At 68.6% G+C, this 18,111-nt stretch carries 16 protein-coding genes; 5 read left to right on the top strand and 11 right to left on the bottom strand.

Features of this window, described 5'->3' with window-relative positions; translation table 11 throughout:
- Both ACFWF3_RS02330 and ACFWF3_RS02335 read left to right on the top strand, forming a co-directional pair.
- The coding region (locus ACFWF3_RS02330; protein WP_379312130.1) for a sigma-70 family RNA polymerase sigma factor at window positions 1-406 on the top strand (406 nt) is incomplete at its 5' end.
- A gap of 236 nt (window positions 407-642) precedes the next feature.
- Window positions 643-882: a hypothetical protein gene (locus ACFWF3_RS02335; protein ID WP_379312131.1), complete on the top strand. Its 240-nt coding sequence runs from the start codon at window positions 643-645 to the stop codon at window positions 880-882.
- 36 nt (window positions 883-918) lie between these two features.
- Here ACFWF3_RS02335 and ACFWF3_RS02340 read toward each other — a convergent pair whose 3' ends face one another.
- From ACFWF3_RS02340 to ACFWF3_RS02350, 3 genes are all read right to left on the bottom strand, one after another.
- Window positions 919-3,501, bottom strand: coding sequence for a LuxR C-terminal-related transcriptional regulator (locus tag ACFWF3_RS02340; protein WP_379312132.1), 2,583 nt, complete (start codon window positions 3,499-3,501; stop codon window positions 919-921).
- Window positions 3,502-3,620: 119 nt separating this feature from the next.
- Window positions 3,621-4,715 carry a catalase family protein gene (locus ACFWF3_RS02345; protein WP_379312133.1) on the bottom strand — a complete coding sequence of 365 codons (1,095 nt, stop codon included), beginning with the start codon at window positions 4,713-4,715 and terminating at the stop codon, window positions 3,621-3,623.
- Window positions 4,712-6,499, bottom strand: coding sequence for a peroxidase family protein (locus tag ACFWF3_RS02350; protein ID WP_379312134.1), 1,788 nt, complete (start codon window positions 6,497-6,499; stop codon window positions 4,712-4,714). Before ACFWF3_RS02350 ends, ACFWF3_RS02345 begins: the two co-directional genes overlap by 4 nt.
- 293 nt (window positions 6,500-6,792) lie before the next feature.
- Between ACFWF3_RS02350 and ACFWF3_RS02355 the strand changes: the two genes are divergently transcribed.
- A complete protein-coding gene (locus ACFWF3_RS02355; RefSeq protein WP_379312135.1) occupies window positions 6,793-7,545 on the top strand; it encodes a hypothetical protein in 753 nt (250 codons plus the stop codon).
- 152 nt (window positions 7,546-7,697) lie between these two features.
- Here ACFWF3_RS02355 and ACFWF3_RS02360 read toward each other — a convergent pair whose 3' ends face one another.
- The 3 genes from ACFWF3_RS02360 to legP all read right to left on the bottom strand — a co-directional run bounded on the left by ACFWF3_RS02360 (window position 7,698) and on the right by legP (window position 11,199).
- Window positions 7,698-8,096, bottom strand: a complete 399-nt coding sequence (locus ACFWF3_RS02360; RefSeq protein ID WP_379312136.1) for a hypothetical protein — start codon at window positions 8,094-8,096, stop codon at window positions 7,698-7,700.
- A 229-nt stretch (window positions 8,097-8,325) separates the two neighbouring features.
- Window positions 8,326-10,302, bottom strand: coding sequence for a trypsin-like serine peptidase (locus ACFWF3_RS02365; RefSeq protein ID WP_379312137.1), 1,977 nt, complete (start codon window positions 10,300-10,302; stop codon window positions 8,326-8,328).
- 111 nt (window positions 10,303-10,413) lie between these two features.
- Complete coding sequence (legP, locus tag ACFWF3_RS02370) at window positions 10,414-11,199, bottom strand: Dot/Icm T4SS effector Zinc-dependent metalloprotease LegP (RefSeq protein ID WP_379312138.1); 786 nt, start codon at window positions 11,197-11,199, stop codon at window positions 10,414-10,416.
- Between the two features lie 328 nt (window positions 11,200-11,527).
- Here legP and ACFWF3_RS02375 point away from each other — a divergent pair, with 328 nt between their 5' ends.
- Window positions 11,528-12,001: a hypothetical protein gene (locus ACFWF3_RS02375; protein WP_378990074.1), complete on the top strand. Its 474-nt coding sequence runs from the start codon at window positions 11,528-11,530 to the stop codon at window positions 11,999-12,001.
- Between the two features lie 6 nt (window positions 12,002-12,007).
- On the opposite strand, the gene ACFWF3_RS02380 is transcribed toward ACFWF3_RS02375, so the two are convergent.
- The 5 genes from ACFWF3_RS02380 to ACFWF3_RS02400 form a co-directional block, all read right to left on the bottom strand.
- Complete coding sequence (locus ACFWF3_RS02380) at window positions 12,008-12,244, bottom strand: hypothetical protein (RefSeq protein ID WP_379312139.1); 237 nt, start codon at window positions 12,242-12,244, stop codon at window positions 12,008-12,010.
- On the bottom strand, window positions 12,196-13,401 hold the full coding sequence (locus ACFWF3_RS02385) for a glycoside hydrolase family 76 protein (protein WP_379312140.1): 1,206 nt from the start codon (window positions 13,399-13,401) through the stop codon (window positions 12,196-12,198). The genes ACFWF3_RS02380 and ACFWF3_RS02385 overlap by 49 nt, the downstream gene beginning before the upstream one ends.
- Before the next feature lie 114 nt (window positions 13,402-13,515).
- Complete coding sequence (locus ACFWF3_RS02390; protein ID WP_379312141.1) at window positions 13,516-14,184, bottom strand: TetR family transcriptional regulator; 669 nt, start codon at window positions 14,182-14,184, stop codon at window positions 13,516-13,518.
- 49 nt (window positions 14,185-14,233) lie between these two features.
- Window positions 14,234-15,829, bottom strand: a complete 1,596-nt coding sequence (locus ACFWF3_RS02395; protein WP_379312142.1) for a GMC oxidoreductase — start codon at window positions 15,827-15,829, stop codon at window positions 14,234-14,236.
- 14 nt (window positions 15,830-15,843) lie between these two features.
- Entirely contained in the window at window positions 15,844-17,169 is a 1,326-nt protein-coding gene (locus tag ACFWF3_RS02400) for a lipase family protein (RefSeq protein ID WP_378990079.1), read from the bottom strand.
- A gap of 261 nt (window positions 17,170-17,430) precedes the next feature.
- Between ACFWF3_RS02400 and ACFWF3_RS02405 the strand changes: the two genes are divergently transcribed.
- Window positions 17,431-18,111, top strand: a 681-nt coding sequence (locus ACFWF3_RS02405; RefSeq protein ID WP_379312143.1) for a MauE/DoxX family redox-associated membrane protein, incomplete at its 3' end; no start/stop codon positions are given.

Below are 18,111 nucleotides of genomic sequence, written 5' to 3' on the forward strand. Positions count from 1 at the left end.
GCTCCAGCGCTCCCCCACCGCCCACGAACTCGCCGCCGAACTCGACGTGCCGGTCACCGACATCGCCCGAACCCTCGTGGCAGCCAATGCTTTCCAGACCCGCAGCCTCGACACTCCCGCCCGCGACAACGACGGCGATCCCGGCATGACCGTCGCCGAAACGTTCGGCGACCTGGATCCGAGCTACCGTCTCACCGAAGACACGATCACCGTCGCACCGCTGCTGGCGCAGCTGTCGCCACAGGACCGGCAATTGCTGATCTGGCGGTTCTACGACACGCTCTCCCAAGGCGAAATCGCCGAACGCCTCGGCGTGTCCCAGATGAGTGTCTCCCGCAAGCTCACCAGGCTGCTGGGTGATCTGCGTGCCAAGGCCACCGACGACCAGACGGTACCCGTGGCCTGATCTTCGACCCGCCCGCACCGTGTCGAGACGATGCGGTGCGGGTTTCGACCGATACCGTCCATTGACTCTGTGGCTACCGGGCTGCACAGTTGATAAAGCAGAATCTCGCGCGTGTCGTGGCGGCGTCCACCGGGTCGGCGCTGTTCACATGGTGTGTCAGTGTGGTGCTCGCCGGCGGGAAGGGTGCGATGACGATGCGCGGTCGACGGAATCGACGGGACCGAGAGATTCGCGAAGTGCGGGAGATCCGGGCCAGTCCGGCCCATCAAACCGCGAAATTCTTGCTGTCGGTGCTGATGCTGGTCTGGTTCGGGGCCGGGCTGGCGGCGGCGATGCAGCGGGACTACTTCACCAATACCCCGGCCAATTGCGGCGATCTGGGCACGATCGGACTCACGATGCTCGCGGGCCCGCTCAACTACCTCGGTATGAACCCGAAGGTCTCCGAATGCCAGTTGCCGGAGCCGAGCCGATGAGCGCACGCGCGATCGGATACCGGTAGCCCGCGTACCTCAGATGAGTTCGGCGAGCTGGTCGCGGTCGGTGGCGTCGAGCTTGATGCAGGCCCGGTAGATGTGGCCTTCGACGGTGCGGACCGAGACACAGAGTCGTTCGGCGATCGCGCGGTTGGACAGGCCACGGCCGATCAGGGCGGCGATCTCGCGTTCGCGTTCGGTGATCGGCAGGGGGCGCGCCGCCGCAGTGACCGCGGGAGTGCCCGCGCCGTCGCAGCGGGCGGCCAGGGCCATCGCGCGGGCGGCCGCCTGGGCGCTGGGCCTGCGCTGTCCGGCGTGGTCGTAGATCGGCACCGTCTGCGCCGCGGCGTCGGCTGCCGACAGCAGGAGCCCCGCGGACTCGAACTCGCGGCTGACCGCGGCGAGCGCGCGGGGGTCGGCAGCGCCGAGGGCAGCGGCGTGGCGGGCGTAGATCGCCGCCACCGGGCCCTGGACACGACCGGCGACGGTCGTGAGCCGGGTGGCGAGGGTGCGATCGCCGAACCGGGTGGCATGGTGCAGAGCTTCGGCTTCCATGGCGTACTGACCGGCGCTGTGCGCCAGGTCGGCGGCCTTGCGTGCCAGGTCCACCGCCGAGTGCGCGCTGTGTTCGGCAGCGGCCAGCCAGGCGCGCGCGATGATGCGCTGCGGTTCGTGCAGGGCCATGTGTGGCCCGCTGTGCTCGTCGGCGTCACCGAGCACCCGCGCGGCCTGTTCCACCTCGCCCAGCGCCGCGTAGGCCCGGGCGAGCAGCAGCCGCGCCGGCAGCTTCCACGGCAGCGAATTCTCGGCGTTGAGCGCCGCCAGCGCCTGTTCGAAGGCGGTGATCGCTTCGCGGAACCGCCCCCGATAGGTGGCGACGACCCCGTCGGCGATGCGCGCGATCGCCCAGCCGACGAACTGCCCTGCCGAGGAGAACTCGCGGTATTCGGTCGCGCGCTGCTCGGCGAGGTCGAGGTCGCCGATGGTGGTCAGGGCGAGAACGTCGCCGTAGCGGACCATCACCCGGATGATCCCGTCGGTGGACTTCTGCTGCGCCCGGCCGCAGGCCGCGATCGGCGCGAAGTCGGCGCCGCGACCGGCCACCGGCATTGCCAGGCCCAGGGCGAACGCGGCGAAATCGACGGCCTGGCGGGGTGAGTTCGGATCGGCGATCACCCGCTCAGCAGCCTCGATTCCCTCGTCGAGGTGGTTTTCGTGGACCGCCATCGCCGCCGCGGCGGCATCGACCGTCAGGCGAAGAGCGGGATACTCGACGCGGGTGCGCAGCATCTCGACCAGGTCGCGGGCGTGGTGGACATCGCCGAGCGACCAGAACTGCAAGCTGGCGCGCACCACACCCCACTGCACCAGTTGCAGCGGATCGAGGCGGTCGGGGTCGAACCGGGCCAGGATCTCGTCGGCATGCTGGGGCCTGCCCTGCCAGAGCAGTGCGCGGGAGAGCAGTTCGGCCGCGCGCAGCCCACCGCCACGCTCGCACGCGGCGCGCGCGAGCCGTTCGCCCAGCGGCAGATTGGCCAGCGACACCGCGTCCTTGGCCGCGTCGATCAGCAAGACGATGTCGATCGGCCGATCGCTTTCCACGCACAGTCGCGCCAGCCGGATCCGGTGGGCCGGTGTGCTCAGGTCACGGTCCTGCAGCGTCTCGACGAGACGTCCGCGCCGGGTGCGCGCGGCGGCTGTGCCGAGACGGCAGCGCACCACCTCACCGAGCAGCGGATGACTGAACCGGACATCGACGACCCCGTTGTGGCTCGTGACCCGGATCAGGCCGGTGACCTCGGCAGCGTCCACGGCGTCGGCGCCGACGAGCTCGCTGAGGATGTCGACGTCGAGCGGCTCGTGCACAGCCAGCGTCTCCAGCACGTCGAGCACAGGCGCCCCCGCCCTGCTCAACCGCTCGCCGAGCAACTCGACCAGACCCGAGGGCACCGCGGTGGGCCCGCGCAACTGCCAGACGCCGTTGACGTCGGTCAGAGTGCTCGCCTCGACGCCACCCTCGACCATGTTGCGCAGGAACAGTGGGTTGCCGCCGGAGGACTCCCACATCACATCGGCGCTCAGCCCCTCCAGCGTTCCGCCGAGCACGGTCTCGACGAGTTCGGTGCACTGGGTTTTGGTGAACGGCGCCAACTCGATTCGCTCGAGGTACCCGTCCTTCCACAGTGAGGTGACCGCGTCGGGCAGCGGTTCCCCGGTGCGAACGGTGGCGATGATGCGGGCCCCACGGTCGACGGCGATCTGGTGCACCAGCGTGGCCGAGAGGATGTCGAGCAGGTGCGCGTCGTCGACGCCGATCACCGTATCGGGCTGGGCGAGCACGTTCTCCCGGGCCGAATGCAGCAGCGCGAGCGGATCGCGCGACACCGACGCGGCGATCCAGGGCGCGAACGCACCGAGTGGAATGGCTTGTGACGACGCGGTACAGGCCACCCAGCGCACCGGCTCGGACAGCACAGCGGTGACCAACCGGGCCAGGGTGGTCTTGCCGACGCCCGCGGCACCGACGAGGATCACGCCACCGGTGTCGCGGTTCGTCAAAGCCTTACGGACGGCGTCATATTCGGCGGGACGATCGAGCAGCTGCCAGAGTCCGCCCATACATGAAAAGTGTAGTTCCCGTCCGGCCCTGTCACAACGAATCGGCCCGGCGACACGGCCGACGCGCGGCTGGACCGGCGCGGCGGGCGCGCGCGGCGCATGGGCGGGTGCCGCGATGGTCACGGCGGGAGCTCGGTGGCGTCACGGGGCTCGAGCCGCGGCGCGTTGTTGACGTCGTGGCGGTAGTTGCTCGAGGCCTCGTACACACGCTTCTTGAGCCGGTTGATCGAGCCGAGCGGCCGGTGCGCGTCCAGGCCACGCCAGGAGTTGAACGAGAGCACGTCGTCACCGTAGGCACGCCGCTGGGGGGTGTACGGATCCTGCACGTCGAAGCGGATGGTCGCCACGGTGCGGTGCGGTGAGTCGTCTTCGGGCCATGGCACAGTCGCGTCCTCGATCGGCATGGTGGCGGTATCGGTGCACAGTTGCGCGCGCAGTTCGTAGGTGGCGCTGTGCGCGGCGAAGAAGTCGACGATCAGGTCCTGATGGGCATTGACTCCCGCGTCGGGGTCGACCGGTTGCCCTTGCAGTGCCACGACTTCCGGCGACACCGGCACGTAGAGCAGCTTGGCCACATAGTCGCCGTAGCGCAGCGGCGCCGAGGAGTAGAAGGTCTCGCCGAGGATGTGGGTGTTGGGTGCGACGAAGACACCGAGATTCGGTGGCACGCTGCGCCCGATCCGGCGCAGCACGTGTGTGTTCAGCGCGGCGACGAGGTCGCTGCCCGCGCGCAGGGCGGCGTCGGGCAGCCGGGCCAGCACCCACGCGGTCGGCATGCCCTTGGTGAGGTAGGCGTGCGCGTCGGCGAAGAGGAACTCGCGATGGGTGACCATGATGAAGTCCTGCGTGCTCGCCTCGTCGTCGGGCAGCGCACGCGGTCCGTGTACCCCGAGCACCTTGATCCCGAGTCCGCGGACGCCGCGTAGCTGATCGCTGCGGATCACCCCGGAGGTGCTCGACAACCGCGCGATCACCGGATAAGTGCCCGGGGTGGCGAACATGCCCTGGGCCAGTTCGGGTGGCAGGCCCGCGGACACCGTCAGTTCGCCGCGCAGGATGCCGTGACTCTTGGCATGGGCGTCGCGCAAACCACGCTTGTACTTGCGGTAGGCGCGTTCATTGTTGTCGCGCAGGACCGCGATGATCTTGTCGATGATCTGTTCTTCGTCGGGCCGCGGTTGTTCCAGGTCCTCACGGTAGCTCACATAGCTCATCGCGGGCTCCTCCACGGGGCGAACGGATTCGCGACGCCCTCCAGCGCGGGCGCGAGGGTCGGGAAATGGCGCAGCAGCACGCTGCGCATCGTGTTGTCGCGCACCCAGGCCAAGCCCGCCTCGGTGTAGATCTCGGGCCGGAAGTCGGTGGTGAAGAACCGGTCCGCCGACAGCCGCCGCGACGCCATCAGCACGAACACGCGAAAGGCGGTGTCGCTGAAGCCGAAACCGGGCGGCTTGGGTTCGGCGTAGAGCCCGATCATCAGGTCGACATCGTCCACGTCGCCGTAGACCTGTTCGAGTTCGCGTGCCCACCGCGGGTCATCGGTGAGTTCGTCGAACGAGGTGACCGGCGGTAGGCGCAGGTGCCGCCGGAACTCGTTGTAGCGCGGCACACCTCGCTCGCGGACCCGCAGGATGTCGACGGTCGCGAGATCGAGCAGCGGTTGGCCCGGACGCTCGAGCTGTTGGAGGTGGACTGGGTAGTTGTGCAGCGTCAACGCGCCGGGGTTGGCTCGGCCGAAGGAGTAGAGCAGCGTGTCCATCGCCGTCTCGGCGAGCCGTTCGCGGATGTGGGTGACGCCGAGGTCGGGCAGCGGGTGCTCGGCCAGCACGGTGTCGTCGGCGAGGCTGCGGACGACGAGCGCGTCGGGGATCAGCGGATGCATGCGGTAGACCGAGACGAACTCCTCGGTGAGCGAGTACGGCACTCCGCTGTCGTCGCGCGCGGAACCCGGTATGCCGCACAGCACTTCGTTGCCGATGAAGTGGCCGAAGCGCCGCGAAACCCGCTCTCCCAGCACACCGAACCAGTTCGCGCGCATGGCCGCCACGGTGGTGGGATGGGCGATCACGGCCGGTGTCCAGTCGACAGTGTGGATCTTCGCGATCAACGCGGAGTTGACCAGCCGGGCGGTGTCGTAGAGCTGCTGGTCGTTCATGTCGGGGTAGCGCCGGGTCAGGCGGGCACAGATCGCGTTGTGTTCGCGCAGGAACAGCGAGTGCAGCAGGGCCAGGCCGACCCAGGCGTTAGCCGCCGAGGGATCGAGTGCCACCAGCCGCTCGGCGTCCAGCGGCGGGAGTCCGAGTTCGTCGATCACGAGCTGGCCGTGCTTTCCCGAGCGCAGGGAAGCGGCGAATTCCGCTGTCTTGCCATAGATCTGAGAGGCATCCCACCAGTGGGTCTCGCCGGTGACGTAGGTCGGCGCGGCGCCCGGGTCAGGGGCGGGCACCGTCACCGTGCGCGGGATCGCCATCGGGGGGTGCGGCCACGGATCATCGTCGTCCAGGGTGACGACGAAGGGGTCCTGTTCGGCGGGGTCGTGCACGAACCAGTCGTGCACCTCGAACTGGATCCAGGCCGCAGCCAGCAGATTCAGGGTGGTGGCCGGCTGAAATCGGTCACGCGTGAGCAGCCGCCTGCTGATCGTGCGCGGGTTGGGTTCCATGATCCGCGCGGGATCCTCGGGGTAGGTGCGATCGAGTGGGACGTTGCGGCCGAATCGGCAGCCGATCGAACCCGCGCGCGGGTCGTCGGGGCTGTTGTAGGTGCCCTCGACGGTGCGCGCGTTGCGGTGTTCCCCGGCGTCGTCCGGGGGCAGCGGTCCGGCCGGGTGCGGACCGGTGTCGAAGAGGTTGCGCGCCCGCAGTCTGCTGCGCAGGCCGACCAGCACGGCCAACCCCAACGGGGTCGGTAGCCGGAACCAGCCGACACGCCGGTCGAGCGCCTCCGCGGCGGTGACCAATGCGCGAGTGACCAGTGTTTGCTGCTGTGCGTCGACCATCGAGAACCTCCACGGAATGGCGCGTGCTCGCCGCCTACCGGACCGATCGAATCCAGTCTCCGGCACCTGGTCAGGCCTGTCACGAGTAGTCCACTACGCGCGGGCGCGCGCACGCGGGCACCGGGCGCCGATCCGGCGCTGCTGTGGTCGATGGTCCTCGCTCGACCCGGACGCGCGACCTGATCGGGTAGCGCACTACGCGCGCGCCGCGGCCCGTCGATGGGCGAATCTGGCTTCCAGGGAGCCCGCGCACCGCGGGCAATACCCGTCACAGCGACAGAAAGGGGGCCCGGGTGATCACGCCGATCGAGATCAAAGTGAACCTCGACGGGGATGTCGCGGGCGCATTGCACCGGCTCCGATGTCCCGACACCGCCGCGGTCTACCGCGACATCTGGTTCGCCGAGCCGCTGCACCCGGGTACCGCGGGGGCGCCCACGCTGCTGTCGAGCCGCATCGTCATCCGGTTGCGCAGCGGCGCGGAGGAAGACGATCTCACCGTCAAACTGCGACCGTGCGTGCCCTCCCAGCTGGCGGGCCGCTGGGGGGCGCCCTTCACCGAGCCGGGTGTGCGGTACCGCATCGAAAGCGATTGGTCGGCCGATCGGCGGATGCTGTCGGCCTCGGCGATCAGCTCCCGGCCTGCCGGTTCGCTGCGCGCGGCCGTGGCCCGGGGTGTCGATGTCACCGGCGCGCTCCACTCGGCTCAGCGCCAGTTCCTGGTCAGCTGCACGCCGCCTGGCGTCGCGGTCGACCACCTGCGCGCGATGGGACCGGTCGCTTCGGCACGGTGGACGGGGGTGCCGGTGGGGACACTGCGCGCCGATGTCGAACGGTGGAGCACCACCGGACTCGATCTGGTCGAGCTGTCGCTGAAAGTCACACCGCAACAGGGCGATTCGCCCGTCGATCTGCACCTGCGCGCGCTCGACGCCCGGCGCGAACTCGAAGCCGCCCTGCGTACGCTCGGCCTGACGATCGCGTCGGGTGATACCAAAACCGAGCAGGTGCTCACCGCACTGGCGGCGGCGCACCGGCTCGGGTAACGCTCGGCAGGGGGTCGATGACCGGTCCTGATCGACATCGTCGGCGACGCGGACCTGCCCTGCGACTGTCACGGTGCCGGATGGCCTGGATCGACCACGCTGTCGATCGGAGCCGGCGTCCGGCGGACCCGTGACACTGCCATCGCGGCGGCTCAATTGGCGATGATGAAGTTGAACAGCACCCTGATATTGCTGTTCCACCCCACGTGATATCGCACTGTCATCGTGCCGTCGGCGTGCGGAACCACATTCAGGACCTGGGTGGTGGCAGGTCCGAGGAACGGAATGTTGTTCGTGTCGATCTCGGTCAGACTCACCGAGACCTGGCTATCTGCCCGCACGTCGGCGTTCGGGAATCCGAATACCCAGGCACCTGTTCCATGGGTGCGCAGGATCTTCTGTGCCCAGAAAATTGATGTGATATAGGTCTGGTCGATCGCCCGAACGTCGGCTTCTTCGGCGCCGTAGCCGGTTTTCGCCGACTCGAACACCTCCTCTTCGGTATCCGCGCTCGCTGCCACGACCGCGTCTTCCGTATCCGTCTCCAACATTTCGGCGCCCTTTCTCGGCGGAAAAACTGTCTGGAGCTATCGTCGCGCGCGGGCGCGCGGGCGCGAATGCGTAATCCACTACCCGAATACGCGCGGATGCGGCGACGGTTGTGTCGCACATTCGAGTAGTCCGCCACGCAATCGAGTTCGACACGGCCGAAGGAGGATCGAGAAGGACCGATTCCCGCCTACCTGTGTCGAGTGATTGTCGTGCGAATCGTGGTGTGGCTCAGGCGGACAGCGTGTGTCCGATCGTGGCCGCCACCGCGGCATGGGCGAGGTATTCGGCGATGTCGTGCGCCCGCTCCTTGGGGTTCTCGACCGGGAGGTCGCGCAGATCCGGCCCCCAGGCCTGACGCAGTGGGCAGCCGATCGCGATCGGATCGCCGGCGTACCAGGTGTTGAGCCATTCACCGACCCGCTCGGGCCTGCTCGGCCCGCCCGTCAGCAGCTTGCGGTACACCCCGTCCATCCCGAGCGGGCTGCCCGCCGTCACCAGCAGTCGCACGTTCAGTTCGCGGGGCAGCTGGGTGAGCAGATCCATCGCGACCACCGTGCCGAGACTGTGGCTGACCAGGATCAGGTCGCCCTCGGTGGGCGCATCGATGAGCACCGTGTCCAGCACACTCTTGCGGACCCGCTCGTCGTCGAGATAGGCGGCGACGTCTTTGAAGATGGCGCCGATGAGCGCGGAATCGAGGCCGCTGCGGGCGGCGATCCAGCTGAGCTGGTCGTGCAACCGCCCCAGCACCACCGCACCGAACCCGCCGAAGAGTTCGCGCGCTTGCGGGTCGGCGGGCAGGTCACCGGCGTCCGGCATCCCGGCCCGGCGCGCGGCCTCGGCGACCAGGCTCTCGTAGAGTGCCGGACCGGAATCGACGGCCTCGCGGGTGTCCATGCTCTCCACGAGCTGGTCACCGTAGAAGGGGAAGTACACATCGGCGGGGTCGATGGGGCTCAGGCCGGCGAGGGTGAGTCCCTTGTTCAAACCCGCTGTCCAGTTGCGGCGCAATTCGACCGGGTCGCGGCCCTGTTGTCCGCGTCCGTGCAGGAACAGCACGCTGCGTCGACCACCGAACGCGCTCGACCGACCACGCAGGCCACGCACCAGGCTTTCGGCGGCCGACCCCCGTGGCGGCACCGGCAGTGCGGCAGCCGCCTCGCTCGGTGCGACCGCCGCGAGCCCGAGTTCGTCGAGCAGGGCGCGCTGGGCCGGATCGAACTGCCGCGATCCGAGATCGTGCAACAGCACGCTCACCCGAACGCCCTCGTTGGCGATCCAGTCGATCGCGTCGTCACCGTCCCCGGACTGCCACAGTTTGCCGTCCTTGCGCAGCACCCGGCCTTGGTCGTCCTTCTTCGGGACTCCGGCGTGATGCAGCGCCACGATCTCCCACTGATCGTTGAAGACCGGCGAGCCCGAATTCCCCGGTTCGGTGTCGGAGGCGTAGTGCAGGAAGTCGTCGAGTTGCAGGTCGAGGCGGTTGTGCCGGATCGAGATCTCCTTGAGCCGGCCCGAGGGGTGCCCGACGACGTTCATCGCCTCACCGATCACGATCTTGCCGGGCTTGGCGATCAGCGGATTCCAGCCGAATGTGGCGCCGGGCGCCACGCCGTCGGGCCCCGGCGCCACACGCACCACGGTGTAGTCGAGGTGTTTGTCGGTCACGAAGAAGTCGTCGGGCGCCAGGCGATAGCGCACGGTGGGGTTCGGGACGTTGTCGATGTCGACCTCGGCCCGGAACTCGATCACCACCGACTCGGCTGCCCCCCGCGTCGGCAGCACATGATTGTTGGTGAGCAGCAGTTGCGGCGACACCATCGAACCGGTACCCATCGGCACCTCACGGCCGTTGTCGGCCAACGAGATACGCGCCACCGCCGCGGCGGCGCGAGCACCGCGGGTCAGGAAGTTCGCGGCCTGCAACTCGTTGGCGAAGCCGATGACCCGCTCGAGCGAGCGGATGCTGTCGACCGGGTCTTGCCTGCCGAGTTCGATCACCGCCTGCGCGGGGACTTCGCCGGTGACGAGCAGCCGGTCGGCGCGGGCGAGAATCTGTTCCTTGGTGTCGACGACATCGGACTCGGTCACCGCCCGCAGGCGCGTCACCTCATCGCGTTGCGCCTCGGTGTCGTCGAATCGCTGCGATGCGGCATCCATCTGTTCGTGCCACGCGGTGGTACGAGCTTCGCTCTCGGTATCCATGGGTCACCTCGCCCGGAGAATGTGTGCTGGGGTATTCAGCGTGGGCGCGTGCGCGGTGCCGATCACGAGTAGTGGACCACTCGACTTCACCGCGCGGGCACCTGCGCGATGTCACGGATAGATCGTGTGGGCGGCGTTCACATCGCCGGCCGACAACGCGGAGCGCTGGCCCATCGTCACGCCGGGCGGCACGGGCACACGCGCGAGGATCGTCGCCTGTCCAGTGGTGCTGAACGCCGTCGCGGGGTAGTGCATGATCGAGCCGAAGTCGTAGCCGCCGACGTCGTCGCCGTCGGTGATGTGCTGATCGAAGTTGTGCCGGTGCGCCGGGTCGACCCGGTCGAGCCGCACAGCGATGAAGTTGCCCCGGTCCTCCCTGCTCTGCTCGTGCCAGAGTCCGAGCGCGTGCCCCATCTCGTGGACCACGGTGCCCACGGGCGCGGAAGCGGCGAGTTCGATCGTCTGCCGTCCGCCCCGCCGCCCGACCGGCGACCGGCTCGACGTGCTGGCCACGAACCGTACGAAGTCGCCGTGGGCGCCGGTGCGCGGGACGAACCGGATCCTGGTGCGTGCGTTCCAGTGTGCGACCGCGTCGAAGACCCGCTGCGGTGCGGGCAGGGCCGGGTCGACCTCGAAGGGGACCACGGCATTCGGCCAGCGGAACACCGCACCGGAGACCACCACGCCTTCCTGTCTACGGCGGGCATCGATCTCCTCGACGGTGCCGAGCACGATGTCGCCCTCGAAGATCGCGAGGTCGTCGACCGCGGCGTAGCGCAGTTCGCGTACCCCGTGCGCGACACTGCCGATCAGCGTGGAGCCCGCCTCCGGGCCGGAATGGAATTCGCCGGTGTCGTCGGTGTCGACGGCCGATCGAAGGGTGTCGTCGATGATCATGGCGGTCGCGCTTCCTGTGTCGGCGTCGACAACGGCGGGATCCGTCGCCTCTGCTGGAAAGCGTGGCCCGCCGGCCCGCCGGCGCGCGTGAGTAGCGCGCTACCCGATCACGCGCGGGCGCAATCGGGTCACTTCCCCGCAACCGATCAGCCAGGCAACGAACTCATCGGCCTCGGGTCCCACACGGTCACGGGGTCGGACCCGGCCGGTGGAGTGGTCGGACCTGCTGACACGCGTGCGGCCCGCGGCCCGGCACTGACTACGCTGACAACAGCCCGCATACGCAGGTAGGCGAGGCACGTGTACCGACCCGCGAGGAGAACTACCCATGTGGCCGTCCGACTGGCCTTCGTCAGCCCGCGCGATCGCGACCGCCGTCGAGGCCGCCGTCAGCGCGGCGAGGGCAGCCGACGAACCCCGATTCAGCGCGACCACCGCGGATCTGTCCGAACTCCCCGCCGACCAGGTCACCTCGGTGCTGGCGGGGATCGTTCGCGACCTGCTCGAGATCGCGCATCCGGACGGTCTCACCGGCGACGACGTGCGCGCCGTGCTGGAATCGGTGGTACGCCGATCGGCGACGTGGCTGCCCCGACTCGACGCCGCCGCGGTCTTCAGCGCGCTCGCCGGGGCGCTCGGGATCGACGAGTCGGCCGAAACCGACCGGGAGTGGACGAACCCCCAACCCGCGGCGGTACTCCTGATCGAGTACCTCGCCGATTTCGCCCGGACACCGCCGGATCACGCTGTTCAGCGCGCGATCAACGAGATCGCCAGGGCCGAAACCGTCGAAATGCCCTGAGCCGCTTCACGCCTCGTCGAGCAGCCGCCGGATCTCGGCGCACAGGGCGGCTGCCACACGATCGGCGGGCAGGGGCGGCAGACCCGCTTCGATCAGAGCGTCCGTGACATTGAGCCGGACGGCCGGCTCGGCGACGGCGGGTGCGCGAATACCGTTCCAGCAGTTGCCCCTTCTCGCCGGGTGAATGAGGCCGGTCAGTGGCCCGCCGCGGTGAGCCGGTAGTCCGCTTCGAGCAGCATCCATGCGCTCAGCTGCACCGAGAGGTCCCGGCTCAGGTTCGCCGACGATGCGGCGGACGCGTCCGCGAGCTGGAGAAAGGTCCCCGGATGCTCGGGCACCGCGACCGGGCGGGTCCAGTCCGCGCCGAACAGCGGCAACCCGTTCACCTCGGCACGGTTTTCCCAAGCCGCCCGGGCGGAGGCGTGCACGATATTCGCCGCGGTCGTGTTGTTCAGCGACAGTGCGGCTTCGGCGAGAAAACGCGCGAGGATTCCCATGAAGAGCCCGGAATCGTTTCCGGCGGCGGCGACGATCACCCCTGCGGCGGTGAGTCGCTGCTCGACCGCGGCGATCACGGCGGCAGCACGTTGACGATGAACCGATTCGCCTGTGCGCAGCGCCAATTCGGCCTCCAGCCCGATGGTCACACCCTGGCAGTAGGTGTGCACGGTGCGGTCCACCTGCCCGCCGGGCTCGTGGACCCCATCGTGGATCAGGCCGCTGGCGGTGTCACGCAATCGCGTGTGCAGGAAATCGGCCAGTTGGCCGGCGCGGTCGAGTTCACCGAGGCGCGCCAGCGCGATGCCGGTCGGGCCGATCGCGGGCGTGTTGTAGAAGTCGTCGCCGTTGCGCCATGGCACCGCACCCACAGCCGGGTTCCATCCTTCGAGCAGGGCGCCCCGCAGATTTCCGATCGCGTCGCCGAAACGGACGTCGAGCAGTCGCTCGGCACGCTCGAGGGCGATTGCCAACCACCCCATGTCGTCGTAGTAGCGGTTGGTCCAACCGGTGATGTTGCGGACGCGGATACCGCGTGCGAGGGCGACGACCCGATCAACGCGGTCGGGAGTGCTGGTTCGGTGCGCGGCATCGATCGCGCAGTCGAGCAGGTGTGCTTGCCACCAGTAACACCATCGCCCGAGCAAGGACCTTTCGGTCAGGTCCGCAGGCCACGCGAGCACTCCCAGCCGATAGTCGGGCAAACCGAGCAGCGAGTGCACATGCCGCTGCACGATCGCCTGTTCGGCCAGGTCGGCGCGCTCTCCCGGACCGCTGTCGACCGAGCACTTCCGCGTGATCGTGCCCGCTTGTGTCGGCTGTGCCACCGCGGTCAGCGCGATCGCCGCCCCCGCAGCGCACAGCACGCTGCGCCGACTGAACTCGTGGTTCAGGCGATCCATTCGCTCGGACTCCTCCTACTGGGCATCGGCGTCGGTGCCGAACCCTCAGAGTCCCGTGTCGCGATTGCCAAAGCTTGAACTGCTCCGGTGCGGCGTGAAAACGTTTCACACCGGTTACGGCTCGTCGGCCTCGGTGCCCGGGGAGTAGGGCGAGCTGAAACCGGGCACCCACTCGAACGGAGTCGCCCCCGCACCGGCGGTCCGCTCGGCGGCCGCGGCGAACGGAGCGTTGTTCTGAGTCAGCCGGCCGATGGCGCGTTCGAGTGCGGGCAGGATCTCGGTGATCGCCAGATCACCGTGCGCGAAACGTCCCAGCAGCGCATAGACCATGTTGGTCAGCACGAGGGCGAGATCGGCCGCGTAGTCCTCGTCGAGGCTGGCGAACATCGTGCTCACCGCGGGCAACACCGCGGCGAAACCCTGCGCGTCGAGTCGCTGCCCACCCGGACCGGAGCGTGCGTGGTAGTAGGCGGCGAGCATCCGTGGGTGACGCTCCCACGGCTCGAACACGTAGCGGGTCACCCGCTTCAACACATCGGCGAGCGATTCGTCGGCTCGCGGCGGGTCGAGTTCGGTGTAGGTGTTCGTGGCCATCCACTGCGCGACCGCGGCGAGCACGAGTTCGTCGCGGGTGGGGTACAGCTTGTAGACCGTGGTCAGCGACACCTGGGCGACGCGGGCCACCCGGCGCAGCTGAACCGCGTCATACCCCTCCGATTCGAGCAACGACAGGGTGGTTTCGGTGATCTTGCGCGCGGGATCACCTTCGCCCTTTCTAGCCACCACGTCACAGTAGTCCATCGTCTCGTCGCGCCACCGAGGCGATTCGATCTCAGATGCGCGTTCCCACATCCGCGGCGACGAGGTTGTCCAAGGCCCGCTCCGCGACCGCCGCGATCGTCATCGACGGATTGCACGCGGCGGCGTTACCCGGCAACAACGCACCGTCGAGCACGTAGAGCCCCGGCTGGTCGTGGACGCGGCCGTCCAGGTCGCACACCGAGCCCATGCTCGCCCCACCCAGCGGATGCCAGGTCGAGGGAAACAGCGAGTTGGTGTCCAGCAACATCCCGGTCGAACCCGCGATGCGGCGCACGGCGGGGTCGATGTGGTTGTTCTGGATGGTCCGGTCGCCGTCGTGGGGCCAGTGCAGAATCGCGTCGTCGCGGGCGGCGTCGTAGGTGAACGACCCGCGACTGTCACTGACGCCGTAGCCGACGAGCATCGTGCTGCCCGGATCCACCGACATCGGCGGGATGGAGGCCTGGATCACGGTGTGCGCAGCCTGCGGATCGTCCCAGTTCTTACTGCCGTAGACCACCGGACCACCTTGTGCCGCACCGAAGTTCGCGGCGGGTTCCGACCAGACATAGATGCGATCGGCGTTGGTGCCCCAGCTCTGGCCGAGCCCGTCCGGCAGGTCGGTAATCAGGCCCTTGGCACCGGCTCGCACGAGCAACCGGGTGGTGTTGAGACTGCCCGCCGCCAGGATCACCGATCCCGCGGTGAGTACCTTGTTCTCGACCACGGCACCCGCGGTGTCGAGACGCTGCACGTGCACGGTCCAGCGACCGTCGCGGGCGCGTTCGAGATCGGTCACCTCGTGCAGGGTCTGCACCTGGCACCGGCCGGTCGCTTCGGCGGCGGCGATGTAGGTGACGTCGACAGAGTGCTTGCCGCCGTTGTTGACCCCCATCGCACCGTCACCGTTGGTGTAGGAGGGTTTCATCTCCCCGCGCAGCTCGGCCAGCGCGAAGTTCCAGTCGATGGGCATCGGGATCTTCGACAGCGGCATCCCGGCCCCGCGTACTCGATCCGCGAAGACCCTTGCGGCCCGGTAGTTGTCGGCGGCGATCAGCTCGTCGGGAGCTTCGGCCAGCCCGAGCATCCGTGCCACTCGCGGATAGTGCACCCGATCCATCGTCGCCCAGTCCAGCTCTTCGGGAAAGTGCGCGTTGAACACCGCCTCGGCGGGCTGCAGTGACATGCCCTGGTAGACCAGCGATCCGCCACCGACACCGGCGGCGCACAGCGCGGTCATGTTCACCCCGGGCACCGCCTCCACCAACCCGGCGTACGGGTCGAACACGAGCGGTCGCCCGAACAGGTTCGGGCTCGATCGGTACCACAGCAATCGCTTGTCCGGGGCGGACGCGCGCGGGAAGGTTTCGGCGTTCGGACCGCTGGGCCACCGCTGACCTCGCTCCAGAACCGTCACCGTGACACCTGCTTGCGCCAACCGCAGCGCGCTGACGCCGCCACCGAACCCCGACCCGATCACCACCACCCGATGGTCCTCGTAGGTCAGCGGAACATTGTTGGACCGCAACGCGATCGGAGTCGGCGTGCCCGTGGGGCGGGCACCGAGAAGTAGCCCACTCGCCGTTGCCGCGGCAACCAGCATCGAGCGGCGCGAAATGGCTTTCACACACAGATCCTTGTTCAGTCGATGCTGCAGCCGGAGACCGGCTTGTCCGCAAGACGATCGAGTAGATAGGTGAACGCGTTGTCGGGCCCGAAGCCGTCGATGATCTCCGGCCCGAAGTGATTCGGGATGGTGGTTCCGGGCAGGATCGGCGGGAGCTCGTTCGTGCGGAAGGTGACCGTGGCGCCCTTGCCGCACCAGTCTTCGGCGAGCCGTCGGGCCTGTCCGTACGGGACGGTGTCGTCGTTGCGGCCACTGGTGATCAGGACCGGTGTGGCCGGAGTGGAGTTACCGATGCGCAGCTCCGCCAATACCGGCGTGGCTTCGGGCAATTCGGCGAGATGGGCGGACAGCGGCCGGCCGTCGTTGGTCAGCGACTCGGTTTTGAGGAAGGGGTGGTACGTGATCACGTCGGCGATGCAGGAGTCGCTCAGCGTCTCGAGCATCGCGCGCCCGGCCGGGCTGGTGACCCGGTCCACCGCACGCTGCAGCTCGGGATAGCGCGCGAGCATGCCGTTGACGGCGAACCCGATCGCTCCGCCGATCAGCGCACCGTCGATCTTCTCCAGGATCGCGGTGAGGTCGGCGACCGGTCCCCCTGCCCAGGTGCCTTTGAGATTCAGTTCCGGTGCGTAGCTCGGCTGCATCTCCGCGGCGGCCGCGGTGGCGCCACCGCCCTGGGAATAGCCCCAGAGCACGACCGGCGTCTCCGGTCCGACACCGCCCAGATTGTTGGCCGCGCGCACACCGTCGAGAATCGCGTGCCCGCTCTCGAACCGGTTGGCGTAGGTGTGGATGCCGGGTGTGCCGAGGCCGACGTAGTCGGTCACCAGCACCCGCGCACCCAGGCCGCTCCACACCACCGACGACGGTAGCTCCTGGTTCGCCGAGATCCCCAACGGCTGGGTGGACACCGCCATCCCGGTCGAGAACGCCACCGACATCGCGCACCGGTCCGCCTGACCCGACGTGCCGGGGCCGATGACCACCGTCGGACGCGGTCCCGGACCCTGCCACGGACCGGTCGGCTCGAGGTAGGTCCCGCTCACTGCTACCGGGGACCCGTCCTGCAATCGCGACGTGTACATCACGTGCTGCGCCTTGCCCGGCCATCCCTGCTCGGTGGGCGGGGTCACGAACAAGGTCATCGGCGCAGTCTTGATGATCGCGCCCGGTTCCTGCGGAATCCGGTCCGGCGGTGTGTAGAACGCGCTGACGGGCTCGGCCGAGACCCGCCCCGCCTGGGTCACCACACCCGTCGCCGCCATCGCGCCGGCCAAGACCATGACCGCGACGACGCGCCCGGCATGCGGCCACATCCGTCGAAGATCCTGTCGCTTCATCGAGAACCTCTCAGTCGTCATCACCGGCCGGCGTCGTCGCCGCAGTGATCCAAGTCGCCGGAACAGCAGATCATGATGCCTGTCACACCAGCGCCGACAGAGAGTAACACGGTTACTGGTCGGTACGAACACCCGCCCCGACCCGGCACCCCGTCGCGGCGACAACCACGCGAATCGCCGTGGTAACCGAAGCACTCGCGTGGTGAAAGCTGTTCCCGCGAATCATCTTTCAGACCGCTTCGGCTGTGGGATGGTGCCGGAATGCTGATCGAATACGGAGTGTGGGGTTCGCGATTGGTACTGGCCGGGGCTTTCGGGCTGTCGACATGGGGGAAGTTGGCGGACGGGCCCGCGACACGGAAGGCGGTGGTCGATTTCGGGACAGACATCAGGTGGGCTCCCGCGGTGGCGATCGGGTTACCGGTAGCCGAGGGCTCGGTGGCCGCGGGATTGCTGCTGCCATGGACGGCGGGGATCGCGGCCGCGGTGTCCGCACTGCTGCTCGCCGGGTTCACCGCGGCGATCGTGCGATTGCTGCTGCGCGGCGAGCACCCGAGCTGCTCCTGTTTCGGCGCGGCGAGTTCGGCGCCCATCGGGCCCGCGACGCTGGTGCGTAACGGGCTGCTGCTGGCGCTGGCCGCACTGGTCACGGTCGGTGCGATCCGGTATCCGCAGGTCCCTGCCGTATTGCCCGTCGAGGCCTGCGTGGGGCTCGCGCTGATCGTAGCGCTGGCGGTCGTGCTGACCTGGACGCTCGGGGAGTTGCGCGCCCTTCGTCGCCGGGTCGACGAACAGGCCCTGTCGACCCTCGGTGCCGAGGGCCTGCCGGTCGGCGCGGTAGCACCGGAGTTCGAGCTACTGGCCGCCGAGGGCGGGCGGATCGATCTGGCGTCGTTGCTCGCGCAGGGAAAGGCGGTCCTGCTCGTGTTCGTCCATCCGGGG

It is taken from the genome of Nocardia sp. NPDC060220 (assembly GCF_042727815.1).
GTDB lineage: Bacteria > Actinomycetota > Actinomycetes > Mycobacteriales > Mycobacteriaceae > Nocardia.

What these genes read in the sequence shown, in the direction of transcription:
- ACFWF3_RS02340 (WP_379312132.1), bottom strand. Translation starts at nt 3,501, where the DNA reads ATGGGCGGACTCTGGCAGCTGCTCGATCGTCCCGCCGAATATGACGCC.
- ACFWF3_RS02345 (WP_379312133.1), bottom strand. Translation starts at nt 4,715, where the DNA reads ATGAGCTATGTGAGCTACCGTGAGGACCTGGAACAACCGCGGCCCGAC.
- ACFWF3_RS02350 (WP_379312134.1), bottom strand. Translation starts at nt 6,499, where the DNA reads ATGGTCGACGCACAGCAGCAAACACTGGTCACTCGCGCATTGGTCACC.
- ACFWF3_RS02360 (WP_379312136.1), bottom strand. Translation starts at nt 8,096, where the DNA reads ATGTTGGAGACGGATACGGAAGACGCGGTCGTGGCAGCGAGCGCGGAT.
- ACFWF3_RS02365 (WP_379312137.1), bottom strand. Translation starts at nt 10,302, where the DNA reads ATGGATACCGAGAGCGAAGCTCGTACCACCGCGTGGCACGAACAGATG.
- legP (WP_379312138.1), bottom strand. Translation starts at nt 11,199, where the DNA reads ATGATCATCGACGACACCCTTCGATCGGCCGTCGACACCGACGACACC.
- ACFWF3_RS02375 (WP_378990074.1), top strand. Translation starts at nt 11,528, where the DNA reads ATGTGGCCGTCCGACTGGCCTTCGTCAGCCCGCGCGATCGCGACCGCC.
- ACFWF3_RS02380 (WP_379312139.1), bottom strand. Translation starts at nt 12,244, where the DNA reads ATGGATGCTGCTCGAAGCGGACTACCGGCTCACCGCGGCGGGCCACTG.
- ACFWF3_RS02385 (WP_379312140.1), bottom strand. Translation starts at nt 13,401, where the DNA reads ATGGATCGCCTGAACCACGAGTTCAGTCGGCGCAGCGTGCTGTGCGCT.
- ACFWF3_RS02400 (WP_378990079.1), bottom strand. Translation starts at nt 17,169, where the DNA reads ATGAAGCGACAGGATCTTCGACGGATGTGGCCGCATGCCGGGCGCGTC.